Origin of the sequence: Saccharopolyspora dendranthemae, from assembly GCF_007829955.1 — a bacterium.
Taxonomy (GTDB): domain Bacteria; phylum Actinomycetota; class Actinomycetes; order Mycobacteriales; family Pseudonocardiaceae; genus Saccharopolyspora; species Saccharopolyspora dendranthemae.
This window is the reverse complement of the sequence record NZ_VIWX01000005.1, coordinates 445,996-472,929: the sequence shown is the minus strand read 5'-3', so window position 1 is coordinate 472,929 and position 26,934 is coordinate 445,996. Positions and strand designations below refer to the sequence as shown.

Annotated in this window: 26 protein-coding genes, 1 tRNA gene and 1 pseudogene; 5 read left to right on the top strand and 23 right to left on the bottom strand. The window is 69.4% G+C overall.

The window, feature by feature from the left end:
- Positions 1-216: 216 nt before the first annotated feature.
- Positions 217-2,220 (bottom strand): bifunctional copper resistance protein CopD/cytochrome c oxidase assembly protein, encoded by a 2,004-nt coding sequence (locus tag FHU35_RS23935; protein WP_145743518.1) that lies wholly within the window; start codon positions 2,218-2,220, stop codon positions 217-219.
- A 93-nt stretch (positions 2,221-2,313) separates the two neighbouring features.
- Between FHU35_RS23935 and FHU35_RS23930 the strand changes: the two genes are divergently transcribed.
- Positions 2,314-2,913 carry a DUF3558 domain-containing protein gene (locus tag FHU35_RS23930; protein ID WP_246110533.1) on the top strand — a complete coding sequence of 200 codons (600 nt, stop codon included), beginning with the start codon at positions 2,314-2,316 and terminating at the stop codon, positions 2,911-2,913.
- A gap of 132 nt (positions 2,914-3,045) precedes the next feature.
- Positions 3,046-3,119, top strand: a tRNA-Arg gene (locus FHU35_RS23925).
- Between the two features lie 83 nt (positions 3,120-3,202).
- Here FHU35_RS23925 and FHU35_RS23920 read toward each other — a convergent pair.
- The 17 genes and pseudogenes from FHU35_RS23920 to FHU35_RS23840 all read right to left on the bottom strand — a co-directional run bounded on the left by FHU35_RS23920 (position 3,203) and on the right by FHU35_RS23840 (position 18,875).
- Positions 3,203-3,754, bottom strand: coding sequence for a DUF488 domain-containing protein (locus FHU35_RS23920; protein WP_145743516.1), 552 nt, complete (start codon positions 3,752-3,754; stop codon positions 3,203-3,205).
- Between the two features lie 126 nt (positions 3,755-3,880).
- Positions 3,881-4,858 carry a MaoC family dehydratase gene (locus FHU35_RS23915; RefSeq protein ID WP_145743514.1) on the bottom strand — a complete coding sequence of 326 codons (978 nt, stop codon included), beginning with the start codon at positions 4,856-4,858 and terminating at the stop codon, positions 3,881-3,883.
- A complete protein-coding gene (locus FHU35_RS23910) occupies positions 4,855-5,739 on the bottom strand; it encodes an HpcH/HpaI aldolase/citrate lyase family protein (protein ID WP_145743512.1) in 885 nt (294 codons plus the stop codon). The genes FHU35_RS23915 and FHU35_RS23910 overlap by 4 nt, the downstream gene beginning before the upstream one ends.
- Positions 5,740-5,775: 36 nt before the next feature.
- Positions 5,776-6,972 (bottom strand): acyl-CoA dehydrogenase family protein, encoded by a 1,197-nt coding sequence (locus tag FHU35_RS23905; RefSeq protein ID WP_145743510.1) that lies wholly within the window; start codon positions 6,970-6,972, stop codon positions 5,776-5,778.
- A gap of 25 nt (positions 6,973-6,997) precedes the next feature.
- Positions 6,998-8,371 (bottom strand): MFS transporter, encoded by a 1,374-nt coding sequence (locus FHU35_RS23900; RefSeq protein WP_145743508.1) that lies wholly within the window; start codon positions 8,369-8,371, stop codon positions 6,998-7,000.
- A 61-nt stretch (positions 8,372-8,432) separates the two neighbouring features.
- Positions 8,433-9,656, bottom strand: a complete 1,224-nt coding sequence (locus FHU35_RS23895; RefSeq protein WP_145743506.1) for a CoA transferase — start codon at positions 9,654-9,656, stop codon at positions 8,433-8,435.
- Entirely contained in the window at positions 9,656-10,867 is a 1,212-nt protein-coding gene (locus FHU35_RS23890; protein WP_145743504.1) for an acetyl-CoA C-acetyltransferase, read from the bottom strand. Before FHU35_RS23890 ends, FHU35_RS23895 begins: the two co-directional genes overlap by 1 nt.
- Positions 10,860-11,516 (bottom strand): 3-oxoacid CoA-transferase subunit B, encoded by a 657-nt coding sequence (locus tag FHU35_RS23885; protein WP_145743502.1) that lies wholly within the window; start codon positions 11,514-11,516, stop codon positions 10,860-10,862. Before FHU35_RS23885 ends, FHU35_RS23890 begins: the two co-directional genes overlap by 8 nt.
- On the bottom strand, positions 11,516-12,259 hold the full coding sequence (locus FHU35_RS23880) for a CoA transferase subunit A (RefSeq protein ID WP_145743499.1): 744 nt from the start codon (positions 12,257-12,259) through the stop codon (positions 11,516-11,518). Before FHU35_RS23880 ends, FHU35_RS23885 begins: the two co-directional genes overlap by 1 nt.
- 8 nt (positions 12,260-12,267) lie before the next feature.
- Positions 12,268-13,038, bottom strand: coding sequence for a 3-oxoadipate enol-lactonase (gene pcaD, locus FHU35_RS23875; protein WP_145743497.1), 771 nt, complete (start codon positions 13,036-13,038; stop codon positions 12,268-12,270).
- Positions 13,035-13,529: a nuclear transport factor 2 family protein gene (locus FHU35_RS23870; protein ID WP_222429481.1), complete on the bottom strand. Its 495-nt coding sequence runs from the start codon at positions 13,527-13,529 to the stop codon at positions 13,035-13,037. The genes pcaD and FHU35_RS23870 overlap by 4 nt, the downstream gene beginning before the upstream one ends.
- Complete coding sequence (locus FHU35_RS23865; RefSeq protein ID WP_246110532.1) at positions 13,526-14,326, bottom strand: adenylyltransferase/cytidyltransferase family protein; 801 nt, start codon at positions 14,324-14,326, stop codon at positions 13,526-13,528. Before FHU35_RS23865 ends, FHU35_RS23870 begins: the two co-directional genes overlap by 4 nt.
- Entirely contained in the window at positions 14,323-14,610 is a 288-nt protein-coding gene (gene catC / locus FHU35_RS23860) for a muconolactone Delta-isomerase (RefSeq protein ID WP_145743495.1), read from the bottom strand. The genes FHU35_RS23865 and catC overlap by 4 nt, the downstream gene beginning before the upstream one ends.
- 5 nt (positions 14,611-14,615) lie before the next feature.
- Positions 14,616-15,737, bottom strand: coding sequence for a muconate/chloromuconate family cycloisomerase (locus FHU35_RS23855; RefSeq protein ID WP_145743493.1), 1,122 nt, complete (start codon positions 15,735-15,737; stop codon positions 14,616-14,618).
- On the bottom strand, positions 15,734-16,660 hold the full coding sequence (catA, locus tag FHU35_RS23850; RefSeq protein ID WP_145743492.1) for a catechol 1,2-dioxygenase: 927 nt from the start codon (positions 16,658-16,660) through the stop codon (positions 15,734-15,736). Before catA ends, FHU35_RS23855 begins: the two co-directional genes overlap by 4 nt.
- A gap of 27 nt (positions 16,661-16,687) precedes the next feature.
- Positions 16,688-18,261 (bottom strand): annotated as a pseudogene (locus FHU35_RS23845) (4-hydroxyphenylacetate 3-hydroxylase family protein).
- A 62-nt stretch (positions 18,262-18,323) separates the two neighbouring features.
- A complete protein-coding gene (locus tag FHU35_RS23840; protein ID WP_145743490.1) occupies positions 18,324-18,875 on the bottom strand; it encodes a flavin reductase family protein in 552 nt (183 codons plus the stop codon).
- Positions 18,876-19,028: 153 nt separating this feature from the next.
- Here FHU35_RS23840 and FHU35_RS23835 point away from each other — a divergent pair, with 153 nt between their 5' ends.
- Complete coding sequence (locus FHU35_RS23835; protein ID WP_222429480.1) at positions 19,029-19,805, top strand: IclR family transcriptional regulator domain-containing protein; 777 nt, start codon at positions 19,029-19,031, stop codon at positions 19,803-19,805.
- Between the two features lie 61 nt (positions 19,806-19,866).
- Here FHU35_RS23835 and crcB read toward each other — a convergent pair whose 3' ends face one another.
- Genes crcB through FHU35_RS23820 form a run of 3 tightly spaced genes read right to left on the bottom strand, consistent with a single transcriptional unit; the run spans position 19,867 to position 21,046 of the window.
- Complete coding sequence (gene crcB / locus FHU35_RS23830; protein WP_145743488.1) at positions 19,867-20,223, bottom strand: fluoride efflux transporter CrcB; 357 nt, start codon at positions 20,221-20,223, stop codon at positions 19,867-19,869.
- Positions 20,220-20,567: a DUF190 domain-containing protein gene (locus FHU35_RS23825; protein WP_145743486.1), complete on the bottom strand. Its 348-nt coding sequence runs from the start codon at positions 20,565-20,567 to the stop codon at positions 20,220-20,222. Before FHU35_RS23825 ends, crcB begins: the two co-directional genes overlap by 4 nt.
- On the bottom strand, positions 20,564-21,046 hold the full coding sequence (locus tag FHU35_RS23820) for a fluoride efflux transporter FluC (protein ID WP_145743484.1): 483 nt from the start codon (positions 21,044-21,046) through the stop codon (positions 20,564-20,566). The genes FHU35_RS23825 and FHU35_RS23820 overlap by 4 nt, the downstream gene beginning before the upstream one ends.
- Positions 21,047-21,277: 231 nt before the next feature.
- On the opposite strand from FHU35_RS23820, the gene FHU35_RS23815 reads away from it, so the two are divergent.
- Positions 21,278-21,901 carry a LysE family translocator gene (locus FHU35_RS23815; RefSeq protein WP_145743481.1) on the top strand — a complete coding sequence of 208 codons (624 nt, stop codon included), beginning with the start codon at positions 21,278-21,280 and terminating at the stop codon, positions 21,899-21,901.
- A gap of 91 nt (positions 21,902-21,992) precedes the next feature.
- On the opposite strand, the gene FHU35_RS23810 is transcribed toward FHU35_RS23815, so the two are convergent.
- Together FHU35_RS23810 and FHU35_RS23805 are read right to left on the bottom strand one after the other, a co-directional pair.
- Entirely contained in the window at positions 21,993-22,298 is a 306-nt protein-coding gene (locus tag FHU35_RS23810; protein WP_145743479.1) for a hypothetical protein, read from the bottom strand.
- Positions 22,299-22,317: 19 nt separating this feature from the next.
- On the bottom strand, positions 22,318-26,148 hold the full coding sequence (locus tag FHU35_RS23805; RefSeq protein ID WP_246110551.1) for an RHS repeat-associated core domain-containing protein: 3,831 nt from the start codon (positions 26,146-26,148) through the stop codon (positions 22,318-22,320).
- 132 nt (positions 26,149-26,280) lie between these two features.
- On the opposite strand from FHU35_RS23805, the gene FHU35_RS29430 reads away from it, so the two are divergent.
- Positions 26,281-26,907 (top strand): hypothetical protein, encoded by a 627-nt coding sequence (locus tag FHU35_RS29430; RefSeq protein ID WP_186459581.1) that lies wholly within the window; start codon positions 26,281-26,283, stop codon positions 26,905-26,907.
- Positions 26,908-26,934 lie beyond the last annotated feature (27 nt).

Genomic DNA, 26,934 nt, shown 5'->3' with positions numbered 1-26,934 from the left:
CGGGTTCTCAGACGTCTTCTGGGGAGGACAGCCGTAGCGCCGCGTATCCGTTCATACTCAAGTCTCGGATCCCGGACCCAGAAGACGTCTGAGGTTCCGCTTCCGGCACCGCGAAGCAGCAAGACCACGGAGTCTTGTCAGTGAACGAGCGCGGCCACCCAGCAGGACCGCTGACAGCTGAACTCGCACCGCACGGGCCAAGCCCTGAAAAACCGATCAGTCCTTCTCGGCGAGCCGGCGCAGCATCTCGTTGTAGGCGGTGAGATCGGCATCCCCATCCTTATCCGCCTTCCGATCGATCCGCCGAGCCTGCCGATCATCCGCCCTGGACCACTGGATGAGCAGGGCCAGCATCACCACCACCAGCGGGACCTCACCGGAAGCCCAGGCCAGGCCGCCACCGAGCCGCTGGTCGGCGAGCAGGTCGACGAACCACGGCAGGTCGAGGCTGCGGTAGAAGTCACCGCCGATGGGTTTGGCGGACATCATCAGGGCGATGCCGAAGAAGGCGTGGAAGGGCATGGAGGCGAAGACCAGGCCGACCTTGCCCATGGGCGGCAGCTGACGAGGCGCCGGGTCGATGCCGATCACCGGCCAGTAGAAGATGTAGCCGACGAGCAGGAAGTGCGCGTTCATCGCCAGGTGCGCCCAGTGCTGGTTGAGGGCGAGGTCGAACAGCCCGGTGAAGTACAGCCCGTAGAAGGAGCCGACGAACAGCACGAGCGCGACGATCGGGTGGGTGAGCAGCCGGGTCAGCGGCGAGTTGACGAACGCCATCAGCCATTCGCGCGGCCCGGCGGGCTGGTTCTTGCCGGCGGGCTTGAACACGCGCAGCGCCAGTGAGGTCGGTCCGCCCAGCACCAGGAACACCGGGGCGAGCATGGACAGCAGCATGTGCTGGCCCATGTGCACGCTGAACACGGCGGGCGCGTAGCGGCCGACACCGGCGGAGGTGGCGACGAGGATCGTCAGGCAGCCGCACAGCCAGGCGATGGTCCGCCCGACGGGCCACGCGTCTCCCCTGGCCTTGAGTCGGTGCGCGCCCCACAGGTAGAGGCCGGCCAGGACCAGGGCCGCCGTGCCGTAGACGAGGTCGAAGCGGAAGTCGAACAGCAGCCGCCAGAGGTCCGGCGGTGCGTCGAGGGTGTAGCCGATGATCAGCTCGGTGCGGCTGGGCACGATGGCGTAGCCGCCGGGCGGCGGGGTGCGGCCGAGCGCGACCGCGACGCCGAGGGTGGCGAACATGATCAGCACTTCGAGGGCGCCGAGTCGCAGCAGCCCGGACGATCCCTCCTCCAGGCGTGCGACGGCCTTGTTGCGCTGCAGGTATCCGAAGACGCCGAGGACGAGCAGGCCCGCGATCTTGAGCAGGACGAGCAGTCCGTAGGTGGAGCCGAACAGCTGCTCCGGCGAGACCCGCACGAGCGCGTTGATCACCCCGGACAACGCCATGGCGACCCAGCTGATCAGTGCGATCACCGAGAACCGGCGGGCGACGAGAGGGAGGTGCGCCCCGCCACGAGCCGCGTGGGCGATCAGGGCGATCAGTCCGCCGACCCACAGCACGGCTGCGACCAGGTGGAACAGCAGGCTGTTGGTGGCGATGTCGTGAGCACCGCCGCTGGCGGAGTGGCCGGTGGCGATGACGGGCATCAGCCCGGCGAGACCGAGGGCGAAGGTGACCACCGTCCAGCCCCAGGACAGCACGATCCGGCAGGCCACCGCGACGAGGAACGCGATCAGCGCGGTCAACGCCCAGGCCTTGGCTTCTTCGAGCGCGTCGATCAGGCCGAACATCACCTCGGCGCTGAGCACGTCGTTCACCGGCCGCCCGGTGGCGTCGGCGCAGATGAACGGCACCATCAGGGCGGCACCGACGAACCATGCCGATGCGCCCCAGCCGGCGGCGCGGACCGCCGCGTAGCCGTCGGCGAGCAGCGCGCCGGAGCGGCTCGCGGGGATGCCGAAGGCTGCCAGCAGCAGCGAACCGATGGTCACCACGGCCCCGGTCTCGGCGATGACCCGGACCACCGGCAGGCCGTACTGGGTGACGGGACCGGGATCGGGCAGTCCGAGGAGGGCGTAGTTGGCTCCGGCGGACAGCGCGGTCAGAGCGGCGGCGATCAACGCCGCGAGCACTCCTGCGGTGAAGACCAGCACGCCGACCGTGCCGGAAGCACTGCGCCTGGAATTCGGTTCGGCGACTGACTCTGATGGCACGTACCGAGCGTAACGGCCCCGGCGTCGGCATCACCGGTCAGGAGGGCACACCTGGGCGTGGTCTCCCGCACTCCTCGCCGCTACGGTTACCCCGTGCCGAATGTCCGTCACCGCCTACCGCGGGTGCTCGCGCTGTGCGTCCTGATCGGTGGATCGGCGCTCAGCGGTTGTTCGACCGACGTGGCCGGTCGACCCGTCCCGGCGGCGGGTTTCCTGGACCAACCCGAGTCCGAGGCGCCGCACACCCGCTCGGCGATCGCGCAGCCACCCCGCATCCCGGCCCCGCGCGGCGATGCCGACGCGTGCGGTCTGCTCTCACCCGAGGACCTCACCCCTGTCGGGGGCGTGGCGGGCCCACCGCACCCGGGCAGCCCGGTGCCGGGCGCCTGCGCGCACCTGCTCGGCGGCAGCCCGGACAGTCCGGACAACACGGCCGCCGCCGGTTTCCACGAGCCGTTCCCGGCGATCGCCCAGCGGCAACCGCGCGGCGTCGAAGTGGACGTGCGGGGTTACTCCAGCTGGCTGTATTGCGAACCGGTCACGGGCTACCAGACCTGCACGGCCGCGACGGCGATCAGATCGGACAGATCGCTGCTGACGATGCTGTCGCTCAAGGACGCCTCAGCTGCGGACACGGCCGAGCGGCTCTTCGGCCTGACCACCGCGGCCCTGCAGAAACTGCCCCCCGCGTAGTCCGCTCGCCGGTTGTCGAAAAGCTTGCCGTTGTGTACCGGCTCGGCAACGTTGCCGCGTCGTTCGCACATGCGATGCGGCCGACCGCTACCCTCCTTGCTGCACAACGTCGGGCATACCGCCCACCGAACGGCCCCCATAGCTCAGCCGGATAGAGCAAAGGACTTCTAATCCTTAGGTCGCAGGTTCGAGTCCTGCTGGGGGCGCCCACCCCCAAGTCAGGGAACCGCGCGGCTCCGGGCCGCAGGCGCCAGAACCGGCCGAGAAGTCGAGATCATGCTCTGCCCGCTCAGGTCGGGTAGGTGACCGTGCGGTCTGCTGCTACGGACGGTTCTGCGCCCCACTCGCCCAGTTCGTGGCGGTGGGGTCGTCCGTCGCCGATGAGGTGCCAGACCGTCCAGCCCCGGGCGACCAGGCTGTTGGCGATCAGCAGGCGGTGGCACCGCCAGGGCACCGGTTCCCCGCACATGACGACGGTCCTGCGGTCAGCCGCCGATGCTCGCAGCCGTGCGAGACCCCGCTGGTAGGACTCGGTCAGGGTGTGGTCCGCGTAGTTCTTGAAGCTGGCGTTGTGCCAGCCGGCGTTGATCTCCGGAGCGACGTCCTGCCGCTTGCGCCGACCGCTGAGCTCGGAGGAGTGCAGGTAGTCGATCCCGTCGAGCCACTGCGGCATCTCGTCGGCGTTGAACTGCGGGTTGCGCCTCGATCCGGGAAGTGCGCGCACGTCGACCAGGAGCTCGATGCCGTGCTCGATCAGCGGGTGGAGGAACTCCGGCTTCGAGCTGGTGCCGTGCCCGATGGTCCAGAGCTCGCCCGGGTCCCGGCCGCGGTCGGTTGTCACGACCGCGGTCCCGGGACGTGGGCGCAGCAGAACGCGGCGGGTTGCACGGGCTCCCCTCCTCGTCGGGCTCCCTTGACGACTCCGGTCTCAGCGTCCAGCCTGACCGCGCCCAGCGCAGCGCACGCGTCACGGCAGGAGCGCCGCGAACCTCCAGTCGAGGACGTCCCGCTGCTCCGCGCCGTCCGCGGTCACCCGGCTGCGGAGGTGCGCCAGCGTCCCGTTGCGCGCCGGTTCCAGGCGTTCGACGGTGATCGCGCTGCGCAGCGTGTCACCTTCGAACACCGGGCCGAGGTGATCGCAGCTGTGCCAGCCGGTCACGGTCGCCATGCCCGGCAGGGCCCGCGTCGTCTGGGCCAGCGCGAGGCCGATGGTGTGGCCGCCGTAGACCAGCCGGGTGCCGCCACCGGCCGCGGCGTCGTGGTGCACCTCGGCGACGTTGAGCGTGAGCCGGGCCAGCTCGGGCGCGCTGGAGACGACGTCGCCGCCCCCGACCTCGATCACCTGCCCCTCGGCCAGGTCAGCCGAACCGGGATCGCGCCCGCGCAGGGGGTCGAGGTCCCACCCGTCGACGACGGCCGTCAGCGACTCGGTCGACGCCGCCGTTCCGACGGCATCGAGATCGTCCGCGTGGCCGGTTCGCGCCGCCGGGTCGCGCAACGGCAGCATGGCGCACCGCCAGAAGTCCAGCACCGGCTCGCCGTTCTGGTCGGCGGTGGTGATGCGTAGCGCGGCGAGCCCGGTGGGCCTGCGCCCTTCGCGCGCCCGGTTCTGGCGCAGAGCAACGACTTCCGTGCGACTGCGCAGCGTGTCGCCCAGGTGCGGTGCGCGGCGGAACACCAACCCGCGGTAGAACAGGTTGGCCTTCACGTGGTGCGTCACCGACGTGGATTGGCCGATCGCCACGTCCCACACCAGCGCGGGCGAGGCCAGCGCCGGGTCGCCCGTCACCGAGGCCGCCAGCCCGTCGTCCAACGGCAGCGCCAGGCGTTCGCCGATGATGGAGCGGTGCGCTTGGGCCAGCCCGGAGGTCAGCGTCAATCCTGGTGCGGAGTCGAAGACCTGTCCGACGGTCAACTCGTCGAAGTACGGCCCTTCGGCGATCACGCCGCACCTGCCTTGGCCAGGGTACGACGGGCGGCGACGGCGACCGCTTCGTCGATCATCTGCCCGTCCAGCTCCACGGCGCCGCTGGTTTCGCGGTGCGCCGTCGCGAGCGCGTCCAGCACCTGGCGCGCGTTCCGGACCTCCGCGTCGTCCGGGGTGAACGCGGCGATGACCGGTGAGACCTGGCGCGGGTGGATGACCCACTTCCCGTCGAAGCCGAGGTTCGCCGCGCACTCGACCTCCGCGGAGAAGTCCTCGCCGGTTCCGACGCCGAGGTGCGGGCCGTCGACGGCGGCGATCCCCGCAGCGCGGGCGGCGGCCAGCACGGCGTGCTGCGAGGGCAACCAGGCGCCCGGAACCGGAGTGCCGCTGCGGCCCAGCGAAGCGGCGAGGTCGGCGTAGCCCAGGATCACCGCGCGCAGGCGGTCCGAGCCCGCCGCGATCTCGGTGACGTTGGTCAGCCCGGTCGCCGTCTCGATCAACGCCTGCAGCCCGAGCCGTTCGGCTCTCCCCGCCGCCGCTTCGACCCCGGTCAGCAACCGGTCGGCGAACGCGAGGTCTCCGACCGTCTCGACCTTGGGCAGCACGAGCGAGAACGGGACACCGCGGACTCGTGCGCACGCCTCGACGTCGGCGTGGCACCACGGTGAACCGGGCGGGTTGACCCGGACGGCGAGCGCGACGCCGGGGTCGTCGGCGGTGGTGAGCCACTCGACGACCCGCTCCCTCGCCGCTGCTTTCCCTTGCGGTGGAACGGAATCCTCCAGGTCCACCACCACCTCGTCCGCGCCCGCGCGAATGGCCTTGTCGATCATGCCGGGGTCGGTGCCCGGAACCGAGAGGCAGCAGCGCCGCGGCCGGAATCCAGTCGTGTCGTCCATGTCCTCACTCCTTCAGGCCTCGCACCGAGAACGCCGTCAGCCGCGGTTCTGGTACTCGCGCAGCAGTCCTCGGCTGATGATGGTCTTCTGGATCTCGCTGGTGCCCTCGCCGATGAGCAGGAACGGCGCCTCCCGCATCAGCCGTTCGATCTCGTATTCCTTGGAGTAGCCGTAACCGCCGTGGATGCGGAACGCATCCTGGGTCACCTCCGCGCAGTACTCGCTGGAGAGCAGCTTCGCCATCCCGGCCTCGACGTCGTTGCGCTCGCCGGAGTCCTTCAAGCGGGCCGCGTTGACCATCATCAGGTGCGCGGCCTCGACCTTCGTGGCCATCTCCGCGAGCTTGAACGAGATCGCCTGGTGCTGCGCGATCGGCTTGCCGAACGTCTGCCGCTGCTGGGCGTAGTCGACGGCGAGCTCGAACGCCCGGATCGCGATGCCGCACGCCCGCGCCGAAACGTTCACCCGGCCGACCTCGATGCCGTCCATCATGTGCGAGAAGCCCTTGCCCGACTCGCCGCCGAGGACCTGGTCCGCACCGATCTCGAACCCGTCGAACACGGCCTCGGTCGTGTCGACGCCCTTGTAGCCCATCTTGTCGATCTTGCCGGGGATCGTCAGCCCCGGCGCCACCTCGCCGAACCCCTCGGGCTTCTCGACCAGGAACGTCGTCAGGTTCTGATGCGCCTTCTCCGCGCCCTCGTCGGTCTTGGCCAGCAGCGCGATCAGGTTCGACGAACCGCCGTTGGTGAGCCACATCTTCGACCCGTCGACGGTGTAGGAATCGGCGGAGCGCTTCGCCCTGGTCTTGATCGCCGCCACGTCCGAACCCGTGTCGGGCTCCGACATCGAGAACGAGCCGCGCACCTCACCGGTGGCCATCCTGGGCAGGTAGTGCTGCTTCTGCTCGGGCGTCCCGTGCCGGGAGATCATGTGCGCCACGATGAAGTGCGTGTTGATCACGCCCGAGACGCTCATCCAGCCGCGCGCGATCTCCTCCACGACCAGCGCGTAGGTCAGCAGCGATTCGCCCAGGCCGCCGTACTCCTCGGGAATGGTGATCCCGAACAGCCCCATCTCCTTCATGCCCTCGACGATCTCCGCCGGGTAAGCGTCCGAGCGCTCCAGCTCCTGCGCGTGCGGGATGATCTCCTTGTCCACGAAAGACCGGACCGTGGAAAGGATCTCCGACTGCACATCGGTGAGTCCGGACGTCTGGGCTAGCTTGGCCATCGTTCCTCCTGGCGAAGTTCGTCGGTTACCGCGCGGGCGACGTGGTCTCGTCCTCGACCGGTTCTGACGTCGGGGGACGCGAGCGGGCCAATCCGCGCCGCGCCGTCTCCGGTGCGAACCAGCCGCCGATCAACGTGATGAGTCCGAGGCCAACCACGTAGAGCGCGACCGGCCACGGTGCGCCGCCGGCGGTGGTGGACAGGGCGACGGCGAGGAAGGGCGCGAAACCGCCGAACACCACGGCCGCGACTTCCCGGCTGATCGCGGCGCCGCTGTAGCGGGCACCGGTGCTGAACAGCTCGGACAGCAGCACGCCCTGGACGCCGAAGGCGATGCCCACGCTGCCGCCCTGCGCGGTCGCCATGGCGAGCACGGCGAGCACCGGCTGTCCGGTGTCGACGAGCCAGAAGAACGGGAACGCGAACGCGATGGCGAACCCGGCCCCGGTCATCAGGACCGGCCGGCGGCCGAAGCGGTCGGAGGCCAGGCCGGCCAGCGGCGCCGTGATCATCACCGTGACGCCCGCGATCACCAGCCCCAGCGTGCCGAGACCGGACGAGAAACCCTTCTTGTCCAAGTAGGACAGCGCGAACACCTGGTACAGATGGCTCAGGGCGAGCGGCGCGGCGACCAGCGCGGCCACGAGGACCATGCTGCGCCACTGGGTGCGCAGCACCGTCCGCAACGGTCCCGGCCCGGAGGTGCCCTCCTCGGCGACCTCGCGCTCGAACTCCGGAGTCTCGTCCAGCCGGGCGCGGATCCACAGCCCCAGCGCGACCAGCACCAGGCTGGCCAGGAACGGGAGGCGCCAGCCCCACGACGCGAACTGCTCCTCCGTGGTCAGCGTGGTGACGAGCAGGACCGCGGCCGAGGACAGGACCATGCCGAGGTACACGCCCGCGGCCGACAGCGAACCGTAGAGGCCTCGCCGGTTCGGCGGCGCGTACTCGACGGCGAAGACCGACGCCCCGCTGTACTCGGCACCGGATCCCATGCCCTGCAACAACCTCGTGATGACGAGCAGGATCGGGGCACCGACACCGATGCTGGCGTGCGAGGGGATGAGGGCCATCGCCGTGGTCGCCAGACCCATCACCAGGACGGTGGCCACGAGCGCCGGACGACGCCCGTACTTGTCCCCGATGCGGCCGAAGACGACCGCGCCGACGGGACGTGCGACGAAACCGGCGCCGAACGTGGCCAGTGACAGCAGCACCGCGACGGTCGGGTCCTGCGAGGGGAAGAACACCTCGCCGAACACGAGCGCTGCCGCCGCACCGAAGAGGAAGTAGTCGTACCACTCCAGCGCGGAACCGAGCAGCGCAGCGCCGCCTACGCGGCGGAGCACCGCCCGGCTCGGTCCGCCGGTTCCGGGTGTCGGTGCGAGTTCGTCGGGCATCCAGCTACTCCTCGATCTCCCGGGAGCTGAGCCGAACTCCCGGAAACGGTCCTGAGCGGTGTCACTGCCGGGGGTCGCGCTCGCCGACCACCTGCTGGTCGTGCAGCTCGCCGATCTCGGCGTCGCTGAGGCCGAGGACCTCGGCGAGCACCTGGTCGGTGTCGGCGCCGAGCACCGGTGCCGCGCCGGGTTCGCCGCGCTCGCCGTTCCAGCGCAGCGGGGACCGCGCGGTGATCCCCGCGGGCCCGTCGCGAAGCGGCAGGTCGGCGAGCAGCGGGTGCTCGCCGCCGCGGTGCGCGGTGACGACGTCGGCCATGCCCTGGTAGCGACCCCACAGCGCCCTGGCCCGGTCGAGCTCCTCGGCGACCACCGCGGAATCCCGTTCCAGGAACCAGGGTTTGAGCACGGCGGCGATGGTGTCGCGCAGCCGGTAGCGCTCGGTCTCGTCGGTCAGGTCCGTGCCGAACGCCTGCTCCAGCGCGGCGAACACGGTTTCGGTCCCGGTGACGCTGACCAGCGCCTTCCACTGCCCGGGGGTGAGCGCGACGACCATCACCCGCTTCCCGTCGGAGCAGGCGAAGTCCACGCCGAAGCTGCCGTAGACGTGGTTGCCGTGCCGCGGCCGGTCCCGCCCGTTCTCCGCGGCTTCGGACAGCCATCCCAGGTTCGCCACTCCGGCCAGCGCGACGTCGGAGAGCGCGATCTCGCTGTAGACGCCTTGGCCGGTGCGTTCGCGCTGGTGCAACGCGGCCAGCACGGCCGTCGACACGCTCAACCCGGTGATCAGGTCCCAGGCGGGCAGCACGTGGTTGACCGGCGTGGCACCTTCCTCGCCGCCGGTGATCGCCGGGATGCCGACCTCCGCGTTGACCGTGTAGTCGACGGCGGGCCGGCCGTCGGGGTAGCCCTGCACCCTGACGTGGATCAGGTCGGGCCGGCGGGCGGTGAGGACGTCGTTGGCCATCCACCGCCTGCCGACGACGTTGTCGACCAGCACGCCGCGGTCGTCGCCCGGCGCGGTCGCCAGCGCCAGCACGAGCTCCCGCCCGCGCTCGCTGCGCATGTCGACGGTGATCGACCGCTTGCCCTTGTTCAACGAGGTCCAGTAGTAGGAGTCGCCGGTTCCGCCGTTGGCCGCGGGCCAGCGCGCGTGGTCCGGTCCGCCGCCGATCGGGTCGATCCGGATCACCGAAGCGCCGAGCTGCGCCAGCGTCATCCCGGCGGTGGGACCCGCGACGAAGCTGGCGCACTCGACCACCCGCAGGCCTTCCAGCGGCCCGCCCATCAGATCCGCTCCACGATCGCGGCGAGTCCCTGACCTCCGCCGATGCACATGGTCTCCAGGCCGTACCGGGCATCGCGCCTGCGCATCTCCCTGGCGAGGGTGGCCAGGATGCGACCGCCCGTGGCACCGACCGGGTGGCCGAGGGAGATCCCGGAACCGCTGACGTTGAGCCGGTCGAAGTCGGCTTCGGTGAACTTCCACTCGCGGGTGCAGGCCAGCACCTGCGCGGCGAACGCCTCGTTCAGCTCGATCAGGTCGATGTCGGACAACGTCAGGTCCGCCGCCGCGAGCGCCTTGGCGGTCGCGGGAACCGGCCCGATGCCCATCGTCGCGGGCGCCACCCCGCCCAGGCCCCAGGACACGAGCCGCACCAGCGGGCGGAGGCCCAGTTCGGCGGCCTTCTCCGGGCTGGTGACGACGCAGATCGCGGCGCCGTCGTTCTGCCCGGAGGCGTTGCCCGCGGTCACCGTCGCCTCGCTGTCGTCGCGGCCCAGCATCGGTCGCAGCGAGGCGAGCTTCTCGGCGGTCGAATCGGGGCGGATGTGCTCGTCGGCGCCGACGACGGTGTCGCCCTTGCGCCCCGGGACCGCGACGGGCACGAGCTCGTCGTCGAATCGCCCCTCGGCCTGCGCGAGGGCGGCCCGCTCGTGCGAGCGCACCGAGAACTCGTCCTGCTCCGCGCGCGGGATCGCGTACTCCCGGCGCAGGTTCTCCGCGGTCTCGATCATGCCGCCGGGCACGGGGTGGTTCTGCCCGCCGGCGGTCACCCGGCCGCGGGCCAGCGAGTCGTGCAGCATGACGCCGGGGCCGCCCTTGACGCCCCAGCGCATCCCGGTGGAGTAGAAGGGCGCGTTCGACATGGATTCCGCACCACCGGCCAGCACGACCTCGGCCACGCCGGACTGCACCTGCATCGCGGCGTAGAGCACGGCTTGCAGGCCGGATCCGCAGCGCCGATCGATCTGCATCCCCGTCACGCTGACCGGCAGGCCCGCGTCGAGGGCCGCGACCCGGCCGATCGCCGGGGCGTCCATCGTCGGGTAGCAGTGGCCCAGCAGCACGTCGTCGACGGCAGCGGGGTCCAATCCGGTCCGTTCGATCAGCGCGCGGATCACCGTGGTGGCCAGGGAGTGCGCGGGAACGTCGCGCAGCCCACCGCCGAAAGCGCCGACGGGGGTGCGCAGCGGTTCGCAGATGACGGCGTCACGCACGAGATTCCTCCTCTTCCTCACGCCCGCGCAGCGGGGCGGCGGTCTGATCGCGGACCTCGTCCGCGCTGACGCCGGGAGCGGTCTCGATGAGCTCCAGCCCGTCGGCGGTGACGTCGATGACGGCGAGATCGGTGACGATGCGGGTGACGCAGCCCAGCCCGGTGATCGGCAGGTCGCACTTCTCGACGATCTTCGGCGAGCCGTCCTTGGCGACGTGATCCATCATCACGACGACCTTCTTCGCGCCGTGGACGAGATCCATCGCCCCGCCCATGCCCTTGATCATCTTGCCGGGCACGGCCCAGTTCGCCAGGTCACCGTTGGCCGCCACCTGCAACGCTCCGAGGACGGCGACGTCGAGCTTGCCCGCGCGGATCTGGCCGAAGGAGGACGAGGACTCGAAGAACGCCGCGCCCTCGTTGACCGTGACGGTCTCCTTGCCCGCGTTGATCAGGTCCGCGTCGACCTCGTCCTCGCTCGGGTACGGGCCGACGCCGAGGATCCCGTTCTCCGCGTGCAGGATCACCGTCCGGCCCTGCGGGATGTGCCCGGGGACCAGCGTCGGCATGCCGATGCCGAGGTTGACGTACGCGCCGTCAGGCAGGTCCTGGGCGACCTTCGCCGCCATCTCGTTCCGCGTGAGTGCCATCAGCGCACCGTCCTGAACTCGATCGGTTTGTCCACATCGGACACATGAAGCACTCGGTCGACGTGGATCCCGGCCGTGTGCACGGAATCGGGGTCGATCTCGCCAGGCTCGACGAGGTGCTCGACCTGAGCGATCGTGACCCGCCCCGCCGCGGCGCAATCGGGGTTGAAGTTGCGGGCCGACCGCCGGTAGACGAGGTTGCCGTGCCGATCGCCCTTCCAGGCGTGCACCAGCGCGAAATCGGGCACCAGCGCGTGTTCCAGCACGTGGTCGACGCCGTCGAACGCGCGGACCTCCTTGGCCGGCGACATCACCGCGACCGACCCGTCCGCCGCGTACCGCCACGGAAGTCCGCCTTCCGCGACGAGCGTCCCGACACCGGCGGGCGTGTAGAAGGCCGGGATGCCCGATCCGCCCGCGCGCAGTCGTTCGGCGAGGGTGCCCTGGGGCGTCAGCTCGACCTCGAGCTCTCCGGCGAGGTACTGCCGGGCCATCTCCTTGTTGTTGCCGATGTAGGACCCGATCGTTCGCCGGATCCGCCCCGCCGGGAGCAGGGTGCCCAGGCCGAACCCGTCGACGCCCAGGTTGTTCGAGATCGTCTCCAGGTCCGTCGCGCCCTGCTCCAGCAGAGCGGCGATCAGCGCGGTCGGCACCCCGCTCATCCCGAACCCGCCGACCGCGAGGGACGACCCGTCACCGATGTCGGCGACGGCCTCGGCCGCGGTCTGCGCTGTCTTGTCCATGTCGGCTCCTACTCGGTGGCCGCGAGGTGCGCGGCGAGCAACTCGTTGACCCGCTCGGGCTTTTCGGCGTTGAGCAGGTGCGCGGAGTCGTCGACGACCTCGAACCGGCCGCTGGCGGCGTTCTCGGCGATGAGCCGGACCATCTCGGGCGGGGTCGCGGGGTCCTCGGCGCCGGCGATGGCGAGCACGGGCACCTTCACCTCGGCCAGCCGCTCGCGGACGTCGAACGTCGAGATCGCCTCGCAGCATCCGGCGTAGCCCTCGGCCGTGGTGGCGCGCAGCATCTCCAGCAGCCGCCGGGCCTCCTCCGTCCCGGCGAAGGACCGGACGAACCAGGTGCCGGGTCGGCTGGCGACCATCGCCTCGGTGCCGTCGGCCCGGACGTTGGCGGCGCGCTTCGGCCAGCTCTCCGGATCGGCGAACCGGGCGGCCGAGGCCAGCGCCGCCAGGCTCAGCACCCTGTCCGGGTGGTCCAGGGCGAGTTGCTGGCCGATGGCGCCCCCGATGGACACCCCCGCGTAGTGGAAGCGCTCGATGCCCAGCCGGTCCGCGAGGTCGATGACCGCCTCGGCCATGCCCGCCATCGTGAAGGGACCGTCGAGCACCGGGCTCTTCCCGTGCCCCGGCAGGTCGAAGCGCAGGATCCGGTAGCGGTCGGCGAGCGCGTCCACCTGGGCGTCGAACAGGTGCAGGTCGGTCCCCAGCGACGGGCCGAGCACCAGGACGGGTGCGGCGTCCGGACCGTCGATCCGGTGGTGCAGCGCGGTTTCGGTGGTCACGCGAAGGGCCTCCCTGGGTAGGTCGCGGCAGCGGACGCGACGGTGAACCGGCCGTGGTCCCAGCCCTCGGTGAGCGGGACGAAGTAGTCGAAGGACACCTGCTTGGTGACATAGCGCCAGTCGCCGTCGACCCGCCGCAGCGAGTCGGTGTAGCGGCCGGCGGCGATGTGCGGGACGCCGTCCTGAACGCAGGGCTGCCACAGGAACGACCGCGCCCGCGCGGTGTCCTCGCCGTCGAGGGTGATCTCGAGGTTGGTCACGTGATGCCAGAACGCGGTGAGCCCGGCGTCGGCGAGGCCCGCGAAGAAGGTCCGCAGTTCGGCGTGGCCGGTCGCGCGCGACAGCCCGACGAACTCGCCGTCCTCGGCGAACAGCGACACCAGCGCGTCCCAGTCGCCGTCGTCGAGGGCGCGGCAGTAGCGCGCGTCCAGATCGCGGATGGCTTCCAGCGCCTCCAGTCGGGCGACCCTGCGCAGCACGTCGTCGTTCACGATCCGCCCTCCGCTCGTTCGAGGAAGGTGACCGCGGCAGCGCCCTCGCCGGGAGCGCCGTCGGCCACCCGCAACGCGTCGTCGAGCACGTCGACGAGAGCGGCTCCGCCGTTCAGCGTCGCGCGGTAGCGACCGGTCGGCGGCAGGGCGGTGTTCGGGGCGAGGACGATCCGGTCGCCCGCGCGGATCCCGTCGACCCGGTGCGGACGTCCCAGCGCGTGCGTCGCCCCGGGCAGATCGCCCGAGCGCAGGCAGTTCCGGGTGTACGTCGACGAGCACGCGCCGTTGCTCGCGGGCAGCAGCGGCACGCCTTCGACGGAGAAGCCCAGCCCGGCACCGAGTTCGCGCAGCGCGTCGACGTCGCCGGCCGCCCTGGCTCCGAAGGTGAAGTTGGCGCCGACGACGACGGCCCTCGCACCGAGCCGACCGGCGAGGCAGTGCGCGGCGAAGGCGTCCGGGCTCAGCCCGGCCAGCTCGCGGGTGAAGCGCAGCACGCACACCGCGTCGACCCCCGAAGCCGCGGCGAGTTCGGCGCGATGGGCGATCGTGGACAGCGTCGCCGTGTCCTTGGACAACCCGAGCACCCTCGCCGGGTGCGGATCGAAGGTCACCATGACCAGCGGCAGACCCCGCTCGTCCGCAGTGCGCCGGGCCCTGCCGATCAGGCTGCGGTGGCCGCGGTGCAGCCCGTCGAACACCCCGATCGTCAGCACGGTCGGACCGAGGTCGGGCGGTACGTCGTCGAGTCCGTGCCAGAGCGTCGCCCGCGCCGGCCGGGATCGCAGCGCGGCGCTCACGACCGGGCCTTCAGATCCGACGGGTGGATCGCCAGCGGCGTGACCTCGATCTTCATGTACGGGAACAGCGGCAGCGACGACAGCAGGGCGTGCAGGGTGTCGCCCGAATCGACGTCGAAGACGCTGATGTTGCTGTACTTCCCGACGATCCGCCAGAGGTGCGGCCACACACCCGAGCGCTGCAGTTCCAGGGCGCGTTCCTTCTCCTCGGCGACGAGCGCCGCGCGGCGATCCGGATCGAGGTCGTGCGGGATCGCGACCTCCATGTGGACGTGGAAAAGCATCGAGATCAGCTCCTTCGGAAGGCCCGGACCTTGGCCGGATCCAGTTCGACACCCAGTCCTGGGCCATCGGGCAGGTGCAGCCCGTCGGCGTCGTAGACGAGCGGGTCGACGAGCATCTCCTCGGCCAGCAGCAGCGGGCCGAACAGTTCGCTCCCCCACGCGCTCGCCGGGTTGGCGCACGCGGCGTGCAGCGAGGCCGCCGTGCCGATCGGGGTCTCGATCGACGTCGCCGCGTAGCAGGGGATCCCGGCCGCAGCGGCGATCTCACCGATCGCCCGGCTCGCGCGCAGACCGCCGGATTTGGTGGTCTTGACCGCGAAGATCCCGGCCGCCCGGGTCTGGGCGAGCCGCAGCGCGTCGGCGGGCGTGCGCAGGCTCTCGTCGGCCATCACCGGGATCGGCAGCGCGGCGGCGATCGCCGCCATCGCGTCGACGTCGTGCCCCGGCACCGGCTGCTCGACCATCTCCACGCCGGCGTCGGCCAGCGCGGGGAGGTGGGTCAACGAGGTCAGCCGGTCCCAGCGGGCGTTGATGTCGACCCGCACCCCGGCGGTGCTGGCGAGCTTCTCGGCGACGCTGACGACCCTGGCGACGTCGTCGACCGGATCCAGCGCCCCCATCTTCAGCTTGAACGACGTGTGCAACCCGGAGTCCAGCTTCGCCAGCGCTTCATCGGCGACGACATCGGCGGTCTCGGTGCCCAGCGCCCAGGTCACCTCGACGCTGGTGCGCACCGCCCCGCCGAGCAGGGTGTGCACCGGAACGCCGAGATGGCGCGCCCACGCGTCGTGCAGGGCTACCTCGACGGCGTTCTTGGCGAACAGGTTCGCCGCGACGACGTCCGCGCAGTCGCGCAGGATCACCGGAACGTCGTCGACGCGACGGCCCAGCAGCACCGGCGCGAGGTACTTCTCGACGATGACCTGCATCGTCTCGACGGATTCACCGCCCCACCACGGGCCTCCGGGAACGGCGCCTTCACCGACGCCGGTGACACCACCGGCGGTCCGGACGAAGACGTAGAGCACGGGCTGGGTGCTCATGCCCGCCTTGGCGAAGCGGTGCGCCCGGCGCATGGGGACGTCGACGATCACGGTCTCGACGTCGTCGATCCGCAGGTCCGTCATCGGGTCCTCTCCTTCCAGCGCGGAGGAAGGCCGAGCCGGGCGCCCTCGCACCCGGCTCGGCGCCGGTCTCGCGCGGGTTCGAGCGTGAAGTCGTAGGTCACCGCGTGCTTCCCGTCCCCGCTGTCCACGGGGTCGAGGATCAGATCCGGCTTGGTCGCGGACGCGACATCGCTGTCGAGCCACTCCCCACCGCGGAAGTAGAGCTGCGTGGTGATCGTCCGGAACCCCGGTGCGCGCACCATCAGGTGCAGGTGCGCCGGACGCCACGGGTGCCAGCCCGCGGCCTCGACCAGCGCACCGGTCGGCCCGTCGGTCGGGATCTGGTACGCGGAGGGTTCGATCGTGCGGATCTCGAACCTGCCCTGGTCGTCGGCGGCGACGACACCGCGCAGGTTGCCGTCGGGCAGGTGCGGGGCGAACCCGGAGTAGTAGCCCTCGTCGTCCGCGTGCCAGATGTCGAGCTCCGCGCCGGACACCGGAGTGCCGTCGGTGTCCCGCACCTGCCCGGCGAACAGCAGCTCGGTGCCCTTCTCGTCGGGCCGGCGGGGCAGCGTCGCGGGCGTGTCCAGGCGGACCTGGTCCGGCAGGTGGTACGGGCCGAGGATCGACCCCTTGGTGCCCTCCTGGGTCTCGGCGGCGACGTCCTCGACGACGTGCTCGACGAAGACGTCGAGGATCAGCGGCCATTCGCCGCCCTCCCCCACGTCGATCAGGTACCGCTTGGCGGCCTGGAACTCGTCGTAGCTGACCTTCTTCGACCTGATCGTGGCGTGGATCCCGGCCAGGAGTTCGGTCACGACCTCCGAGACCCTCTCCTGGGAGACGGCGGGGCCGGTGGAAGCGGCGGACCGGCTGGCGCGGAAGGCCTTGGTGGCCGAGTCGCCCGAGCCCGCGGCGGTCGGTGAGTCGTGCGTGGCGGTCATGATGCGCTCCTCAGGACGACCAGCGCGTCAGCGCTTGCCGATGATGGACACGTCGTCGGGGTTGATCAGGTCGGGGACCTGCCAGCCCTCCAGGTCGTACTCGGACATGCACTGCTGGGCGAAGTCCTTCAAGTAGTCGCTGGTGCCCGACATGTCGGCGTCGGCGACCATCTCAGCTCGGACGCCTTCGTGGTTGCCCGCGTAGTTGCGCTCGTAGAGCTCGTGGCGGGAACCGAACTCGGAGCCGATCGAGTCCCAGATCAGCTTCATCAGCTTCACGCGGTCCACGGCCGAGTAGTCGTTCGAGCCGCGCACGTACTTGTCCAGGTAGGGCCGCACGCTCGGGTCCATGAAGTCCGTGGCGTGGCTGGGCAGGTAGATCAGCGACGATCCGAGGTCCTGCATGATGATCTCGCGGACCCGCGGGTAGCCGACGGTCATGAACCAGCGGTAGGCCATGCCGTACTCGTGCTTGGGCAGGACGGTGCCGCCCAGCCATTCCTCGGGGTTGGCCGCCATCGCGTCCGAGAGGCCCCAGAACAGGTTGCGCCACGCGAGCACCTCGCCGACGCGCGTCTGCACGCCGCGGAAGTCCTTGGTACCGGTGGCTTCGAGGCCCTTCATCAGCAGGCCCGCGAGGAAGTCCAGCTTCACCGAGAGGCGGGTCACGCCCTGGAAGGTGAAGCGGTGCAGGAAACCCGATGCGGGAACGAAGCTCGACGCCTTCTCCGGGTCGCCGTAGACGAAGACGTTCTCCCAGGGGATCAGGGTCTTGTCGAGGACGAAGATCGTGTCGTTCTCGTCCAGGCGGCTGGACAGCGGGTAGTCGAACGGGCTGCCCGTGATCCCGGCCTGCGCCGAGTAGGACGGCCGGCAGATCAGCTTCATGCCGGGAGCGCCCATCGGCACGGTGCAGACCAGCGAGTACTCGCGCTTCTTGATCGGCAGGCCGTAGTGGGCCAGGAAGTTGAAGTGGGTGATGGCCGAGCCGGTGGCGACGACCTTCGCCCCGGACACCACGAGGCCCTTGTCGTTCTCCTCCTCGACGTGCATGAACACGTCCGATACCTCGTCCGGGCCGCGGTGGCGGTCGACCGGCGGGTTCACGATGGCGTGGTTCCAGTAGAGGACCTTCTCCTGGGATTCGGTGTACCAGCGCCGGGCGTTGTCGGCGTAGGGGTCCCAGAAGTCGGGGTTCGCGCCGAGGGTGCCGAGGAAGCTCGCCTTGTAGTCGGGGGAACGGCCCATGAAGCCGTAGGTCATGCGGGCCCATTCGGCGATGGCCGCCTGGTCCTTCTTCATGTCCTCGGCCGAGTGCGGGGCGCGGAAGAACGGGTGGGTGAAGCCGCCGTTGCCGGTGTCGGTGGGCACGGTCAGCACGTCCTGCTTGGCCGGGTCGTGCAAGCCGTCGTAGAGACGGGCCGTCATCCGCACCGCGTTGCGGAACGCCGGGTGCGTGGTGACGTCCTTGACCTTCTCGCCGTACAGGTGGACTCGCGGCCGTCCTTGAGGCTCTCGATGTACTCGTCGCCGGTCAGGGGCTTGTTGACGCGACCGTTCGTCGCGGCGGACGTGTTCGCGGCATCCTGCTGCAGCGTCATTGCTGCCTCCTCGCCTGTCGTGAGCTGAACGTGAAAGAGGGCTTCCGGGTGGGTGGCTCGCCTCAGCTGGAGCCGGTGATCGACCCGGCGACGAAGGTGACGCCGCCCGGCCCGTCGACGGAGTCGTCCCAGAGCAGCGGCGAGTGGTCGTCGCCGAGGTGGTGGAACTTCCCGGTGTGGAACAGCAGGGGTTGCCCGCCGTGGATGAGGAATTCCTGCACTTCGCCCAGGTACAGGACGTGGTCACCGCCGTCGTAGGACCGCCAGGGCACGCAGGCGACGTGCGCGAGGGTGCCGTCGAGCCGCGGCGTGCCGCAGGCGCTGTCCGGTCCCCACCGCACCTGCTGGCTCGGCTTGCCCGCGAAGTGCAGCGCGAGGTCCTTCTGGTGCGACTCCAGCACGTTGACGGTGAACGGCCGCGAGTCGATCAGCCCGCACAGGCGGGAACGTCGATCCAGGGACACCAGGACCAGCGGCGGGTCCAGCGAGACCGCGGTGAAGGCGTTCACGGTCGCGCCGTGCGGTTCTCCGTCCTCACCGTTGCAGGTGATGACCGTGACCCCGGTCGTGAAGTGCCCGAGGCACTGGCGCAGTTCCCTCGGGTCGATCGCCATTGACCCCACCTCCACGAATGCACGCTATGCGTGCAACTTGTACGTAAAGCGTGCAGAGAGAGTGGCACAGCGCACCCCGACCGTCAACAGCGGTCCGGTTCCTCCCCTCGGGCGAACCGCGGTTGGGGACCGGCGTTGTGGGACGATGCGCAGGTGAACGACGTGGAGATCGGAGCCCAGGACCGCATCCAGAGCATCGAGCGCGGATTCGCAGTACTGCTGGTCTTCGACGCCGAGCGGCGGAACCCGAGCCTGATCGAGATCGCGAACGCGACCCAGCTGTCCCGGCCCGCCGTACGTCGAATCCTGTTGACGCTGCAGCACCTCGGTTACGTCCGACCGACCGGCGGGAGCCATTGGGAGCTCACGCCGCGAGTGCTGACCATCGGCCAGCACTTCACCGGGTCGAGCGCGGTCGTGGCGGTGTCCGAGCCGCACATGAGCCGCTTGGTGGAGGAAACGCAGGAATCCGCTTCGCTGTCCGCGATGGACGGCAGCGACGTCGTGTACCTGGCCCGCGTCCCCGCCAAGCGCGTGCTCAACATCAACGCCACCGCCGGAACCCGGGTGTCAGCGCACGCGACGTCGATGGGACGCGTGCTGCTGGCGGCGCAACCGGCCGAGTTCGTCGAGCAGTACCTGGGCGATCACGGCCTCCGGCCGCTGACCCGGCACACCGTCACCAACCCGGACCAGTTCCGCAACACGCTGGCGAGGGTGCGCGAACGCGGCTGGTCGCTGGTCTCCGAGGAACGCGAGATCGGTTTGATCGCCGCGTCCGCTCCGATCCGCAACCACGCGGGTCAGGTGATCGCCGCGCTGTCGTCGTCCACCTCCACGGGCCGCATGAGCCCCGAGCGCGTCGAACGCGACCTCGTCCCCGTCCTCGTCCGCATCGCAGACGAGATCAGCGCGGAACTCGGCGCCTGACCGGGGAGATTCGCGATCCGGCCGAACGGCCGGTTCGCCGTTCTCGACGCGGCCTGGAGTTTCACACCGCCTGGGCGAGGAGCAGACCGCAGTACGCCGCGCACAGGCCCGCCACGACGCTGCCGAGGACGTTGAGCCCGGCCAGCAGATGCGAGCGGTCCTGCGCGAGCCGCAGGGTTTCGTAGCTGAACGTCGAGTACGTGGTGAGCGCACCGCAGAAACCCGTGCCCGCCGCGGCGAAGACGGCCGCACTGACCGGCGCCGCCGCCAGGAACCCCAGCAGCAGCGAGCCGGACGCGTTGACGGTGAGCGTGCCCCACGGGAACACCGAGTCGTGCCGGGATTGCACCGCACGGTCGACCAGGTAGCGCATCGGCGCGCCGACCGCGGCTCCGAGGACGACCCACAGCAGCGTCATCGGGCCCCCTCCTCGCGCCCGCTGTAGCGGATCACCTCGACCTCGTCGACGGTAACCACTCCCTCGGCGACGATCTCGTCCAGTTGAGGCAGGAAGGCCCGGATCCGCTCCTCCTGGTCGACGATGATGATCACCATCGGCAGGTCCTCCGACAGCGACAGGATCCGGTTGGTGTGGATGTGTTGAGACGCGCCGAAGCCCTCGTGACCGCGCAGCACCGTGGCACCGGCCAGGCCGGCCACGTGGGCCCGGTGCACGATCTCGGTGTAGAGCGGCTTGTGGTGCCACTTGTCGAACTCGCCGACGAAGATCGTCAGGCGCAGCTCCTGCCCTCGCGACTTCACGACCGCCTCCCCCGCGCCTTCAGCAGCGCTGTCATCAAGACCGATCCCGCGAACACGGCGAGCATCGCCACCAGCACCGTCGACCCCAGGTAGATCAGCGCGACCTGCGGTTTCCCGGCCGCGACCGCCTGCTGGACGTCCACGACGTAGGTGGAGAAGGTCGTGTACCCGCCCAGCACGCCCACCCCGAGGAAGGGCCGCAGCAGGCGTTGACCGGGCCAGACGTCGCTGATCAGCACCATCAGCACGCCCATCAGCAGGCACCCGCTCGCGTTGACGCCGAGGGTCGCCCACGGCATGCCGCCGGGCTCGTGCGGGAAGAGCGAGTTCAGCCCGTTGCGGGCCAAGGCGCCCAGCGCGCCACCGCAGGCGATCGCGACGAGCACGACTGCGGGATGTTCGCGCAGCTCACGGCGCTGCTCGGGCACACCGATGTCACCATCGGCATCCACGGGCGGAACCGGGTGCTCCGACGACATGCGCACTCCTACCAGGGATCGTCACTGGTAGGGACCGTTGGCAGCCGGTCTGCGGTTCTCCTGCCCGCCGGGCGGGCAGGACGGCGGGCCCCACCGCCGAACGTCCCCAAGCATATCCGAGGAGTCGTTCCGGCATCGCTCGGCGGCGCCTCCTGCACTCCCCCAGCCGACCGGCCGGACCGTGCGGTGTGCACTATTGGCGCGGATGGTCGCGAGAGCATGGGAGAGGGCATGACGAGCGCAGCGCTGTGGGGGTTCACGATCGTCGCGGTCCTCGGTGTGATGACACCGGGGCTGGACACGATGCTGGTCCTGCGACATGCGCTGCTCGGTGGACGCCGAGCGGGGTTCACCGCCGTCCTGGGCATCACCACCGGGTGCCTCGTGTGGGGAGCGGCCGGCATCGTCGGCCTGACGGCGTTGCTCACGGCATCAGAGCTGGCCTACACTGCGGTGCGCGTCCTCGGCGCCGCCTACCTGATCTGGCTCGGCGCCTCGGCGCTGTGGAAGACGTTGCCCCGCAACAGGAAAGCTGAGACGCCAACCAAAGACGCACCAGCCGGGCGTTCCGCGTTCCGAGCCGGGTTGATGACGAATCTACTCAACCCGAAGGTCGGCGTCTTCTACATGAGCCTGCTGCCGCAGTTCCTGCCCACCGGCCCGGACGCGTCGGCCTGGGGCGCCCTGCTCGTCGCCATCCACCTCGCGGCAGGCCTCGTCTGGCTCCCTGCCCTGGTCTGGACGGCAGGACGAGCCAGGGCCTTCTTCCAGCGGGAACGCGTCCGCCGCTGGATGGACCGCCTCACCGCCACCGTCCTGCTCGGCCTCGGCGCGAAGCTGGCCGCCGAGGCCTGAGGTGGGTGCCCTGTCCAACCTTCGCTGGAACTGACGCATGGAGCTCTGTCCGGCAGTGGCGACGAGTCCGAGGTCGCTGTCGCTCTCCCGGTCAGGTTCCCTCACGAACGGCAACACAGCGCTGAACGACCTCGTGCAACTCGAACGCCGCCTCAGTGATCTTCTGCCTGGTTTTCCGCTTGTAGAAGCTCGCGGTCGATTCCGTCGCAGGGAAGATGTCGACGAGGACGTTGACCACACTGCGGGGGAGCTGGTCCAACTCCGCCCACTCCTCAGCGAGATCTGCGAGAGCCCCGAGTAGAACCCCGTACTTTTCGTCGTAGAACCCTTCGTTCAGGCGAAGCGACGTGGCGAAATCCAGCCACGCTTCTACTGCACGCTCTTCCGTACCGGTCATCGTCGACCTCCCAACACTCTCACTCACGAAGTCTTCCACGTCTGTGGGCGACGATCGCAGAAGCGGGAACTTCGCCGTCGAGCAAGACCTCACTCGATCCCTGGGCGTAACCTCTGGCCGTGGCGCTACGAAGGTGCTGTTCCCGACCTTCGCGGGTGGAGAGGTCGAGGACCTGGCCACCGGACCGCCGATACTCGTTGAGGTCGATCTTCACCACTCCGTTTCTCGGATCGTAGTAACGACGAGTTTTGTCGAGATTCGTGGTCGTTGAAATGAATCGAGTTTTGACGCGGCTTCCATGAAGCACGTGGCTATCCGCACTGCGGTTCCTGTCTCGGATTCTCTCCGCCTTGGGTTTCAAACCCATACCCATCCTCAGCCGCATCCTGTCCCTCGTGTTCACGGCCCGATACACGTAGCACGGAGTCAGACCGAGCGGGTCGGTCCAGAGATGCGGATTCGCCACGTACCTGTACGGATTGGGCCCGGCGGAAAGACCTAACGGGTCCGCACTGGCGTAGTTGCCGTTGGTGGGATCGTAGTACCGGTGGACGTTGTAGTGGAGCCCGGTTTCGGGATCGGCGTACTGGCCGGGGAACCGCAGCGGCGTGTATGCACCGGTCCGGCCCTGCTCCAGCGTGTTGCCCCAGAGGGTGGTGCGGTGGAACCACGCGATGCTGCCCTGGTCGTCGACGAGTTCGGTGGGAGAACCGGCGATGTCGGTGACGATGGAGTAAAAGCGCTCGTCGATCCACTGCTGCGGAACATGCCGCAGGGGTGCGCGCTCCCGCTGGGACACCGGTCGGACCGTGCCTGGTTCGTAGTCCCAGACGGTGATGCGAATGTCTCCGGCGCGGTCAGGCCAGGTGTGTGCTTGTTCGACGAGGACATATCCGTCCCAGCTGAACTCGATCTGCTCGACCAGCTGGCCGTCAAGCCCGAGGCACCGCTTGGAAACCCGACGGCCGAAGGGGTCGTAGCGGTAGCACCAGCGGAAGCCATCGGGCGTGTGAACCTCATTCAGCCGGTCGTCGGCGTCCCAGAAGTAACGCCAGGTGGCGGGTTCTCGGGAAAGCCGCCGCTGATGCCGCGCCACCATCCGTCCCTGGGCGTCGTACTCGTAGCGCACGGAACCGGCGCGGCGCACGAGCATGCCGGTGTGCTCGCGGGAACCAACGGATTCGGCCTGCGGCGAGTCGCCGGACACCGGCCAGCCGGCTTCGGCGATGTTGCCCGCCGCATCGTAGGCGTACCGCTCGGTCCAGCCCGCTGCACGGACTGCGGTGACCCGTCCGAGGCGGTCGAGGTCGAACGCCGTCGCCCCGCTCCGCGAATCGTTGATTCCGGTGAGCAGCCCGTCGGGCCGGTAGCTGTAGGAGCGCTCCTGCCTACCGGCGACGCCGGTGATGTGTTGGGCGAGCAGTTCGTCGCCGGTACCCCACGCCTGGGTGAGCATCGCGCCGGAGCCCAGCGACCGGGAGGTCTCACGCCCGGCGCTGTCGTACTCGAACCGAAGCGTGCGCCCTGCGGCGTGCAGCGCGACGGGTCGATCGAAGGCGTTGTACTCCCACATGCTTTCCGCACCCGACGGCGTGGTGCGCCGGGTGCACCGCCCAAGCGCGTCGTAGGCCGAGGAGACGGTGCGACCGTTCACCGTTTCCGCGACCACGCGGCCGACGGCGTCGCGCTCCAGTTGCACCTCGGTGTGGTTGTTGGTCGCCGCCACGAGCCGGCCGACGGTGTCGTAGCTGAACGTCGATACCCCGTCCGGGGTGTGCCGCTCGATGACGTCGTCGAAGATGTTGCGCAAGAACGAGGTGGTCTGTCCTGCGGCATCGGTACGCGCGGTCAGGTTGCCCCCCGCGTCGTACCGGTAGGTGATGGGACGACCATTGAAGTCGGTCTCCCGAACGAGGTTGCCACCTGCATCGTACTCGTAGCGCCACACGAGGCCCTGCTCGTTGGTGACGCTGGTCAGGCGCAGCTCGGTGTCGTAACCGAACTGCAGCCGGGTGCCGTCCGGGCGGATCTCGGCCGCCACCAGGTCGAAATGGGTCAGTTCGGACCTGCTCGTGTTGCCTAGCTCGTCGACGCCTTCCCGCAGGTTGCCTTCGCCGTCGTAGGTGAACCGCACAACGCTGCCGTCCGGCTGCTGCTGCCAGCTCAGCTTCCCGCCCACGGTCCACCCGCTCCGCAGTATCTCGCCCGTGGGACCGACTTCCGCGACCACTCGACCGAAGCGGTCCCGCTCGTACCTGGTGATCGCGCCGGTCGACGACGTGATCGCGAGGATCAGTCCGGCTGCGTTCCACTCGAACCGCGTGGTGTTGCCGACAGGATCGGTCAGCTCGGCGAGGTTGCCGTGTTCGTCGTAGGCGTGGCGGATGGTCATGCCGACCGCGTCGGTCACCGTGCTGAGTCGGCCGTTCTCGTCATAGGTGAAGCTCGTCGAGGTGCCGTCCGCAGCGATAGCCGTGATCAATCGATCGCGCTCGTCGTACTCCCATCGGCGCTGGGTGCCATCCGGATTGGTGGTCGCGACGAGGTTCCCGTCGGCGCCGTAGTCGCTGCGGGTTGTGCGCCCGAGAGCATCGGTGGAGCTCAACAGCCGGTCCGCTGCGTCGTACTCGGCTGCCGTGACGTTGCCCAGCGGGTCGACCTCCTTGATCACCTGGCCCGCTTGGTTCATGTGGTACTCGCTGCGGTGACCCAGGGAATCGGTGGAGTAGGTGATCCGGTTCTCGACGTCGTACTCCATGGTTCCGCTCAGGAAACCGCCGGAGCCCTCGGTTCGGACGCACCTCCCCTCAGCGTCGTAGATGTAGCGGTACCACTCGCCGTTGCGGTCGTTCCACGAGACGATCCGGTCAGCCGCGTCGTACTCGAAACGCAGTGGCCTACCGGAGTCGTTGATCACCTCGGTGAGCCGCGTGCCGTCGTAGCCGTAACGCATCAACTCCACTTCGCCGTCATCGGCGGTCGAGTAGAGAGCCGTGATCAGGCCATCAGTCGTCTCGACGCGCACCCTGTAACCAGCACTGTGCCTGATTTCCAGCGGGATCCCGGATTCGTCCCGGACGATCTCGATCTGGTGACCCTCGCGATCGGTGATCGAAGTCAGTTCCAGCCGATCGCGGGTGAAGTGCAGAGTCCGCTCCTGTTCCGGGTCCACGAGCAGGTAAGCGCCGTCCTCGGTTCGGCCGAGCTGTCGCGGTTCCCTGCCGTTGCCCACCCACGCCCCCAGGGCCGGCGTCGGATAGTGGTGCAGGGTGCCATCGGCCGCGGCGAAACTCACTCCGGCTTCGTCGACTTCGAGCCGCTGGTCCAATACGGACATCCAGCTCGGACCGAACCAGCGTCCGGTGCGGAACGCCGAGAAATGACTCCGCTCGATGACCAGCGGGAGTACGCCGAGGAACTCGGCGTCGGTCTGGGTGAGCACCATCTGGCCGGTGGCGACGTCGATCGGGTCCTTGCAGGTATTCAGCTTGTCCTGGGAGCGCGGGTTCGGGCCCTGCTCGCGCAAGGATCGGTCGGCGTTAGCCGACCTCGTGCTCGCAGGCGAATCGCTCGACCGCGAATTGGAACCCGGCCCCGAGCCGGGGCCGCTGGAATCGGGAGACCGATCCGTCGACTGGGCAGCATTGCTACTCGGCGGCGGTCCTTTCTCGCCAGACGGAGTCTCCGCGTTCTGGGCCTTGGTGGACGCCGGCCCCTCGTTCTTCCCTGGAGCGCCCGCTCCCTTTGGACCGTTGTTCTTGCTGCCGTCGGCCTTGATCTTGTTCAGCTGCTTGCCCGCGTCGCCGAAGCCCTTGGAAAGCTTCTTCAGCAGCGGGGTGAGAGCCTTCATCGCCTTCACCAGCTTGGTGGTGATGTCGGCGATCTTGGAGGCGACCTTCGCGACCTCGGCAACGACCTGCGGGACCACCCACGCCATCGCAATGCCCAGCGTGCAGATGACCTGCAACGCCCAGCTGACCAGATGACCGACCAGCTCGGCGATGATGTCGCGGACCAACGTCCGCACCGCGGCCACGACCTCACCGGCCGTGCCGATCCCATCGGCGGCCCCGTCAGCCGCCGACTTGGCCGCCGCGATCAGATTCGCCGTGTCCTCGCTGCGCGCCCGGTACGCGTCCGCGGCCTCACCCATCCAGTTGGCGACATCCGCCTTGACCAGGTCCTTCATCTCGGTATTGACCGCTTCCAGCTCAGCCGAGATGTTCTTCCACGTCTCCGAGTGAGACTTGATCTCATCCGGATCACCGGTCAACGAATCCAACGCGTCCGACACCGGGCCGACGTGCTCCATCAACCAACCGACACCGGCCGCAAAGATCGCACCGAACGGATCCAACGCCATGCTCAGCGCGTCCAGACCCGTCCCCACCGCGCCCATGACGCCCGCAGCCCAATCACCCGACTCGATCGCCTTCTTCGTGTCGTCGACCGACTCCGCGATCTGAATACCGCTGAACGACTGCGTCGAATCCTCACGCTCCGCCACCAACGGATTACCCACCACAACCCCCAGAATCAGCCAACAAGAGTCGGATCAGAAAGAACAGCAAGACAGTTCAGCCGCGCAAACAGGTCGAAGCCGGGTTGAGGGGATACCTCAACTCAAAGCGAAACA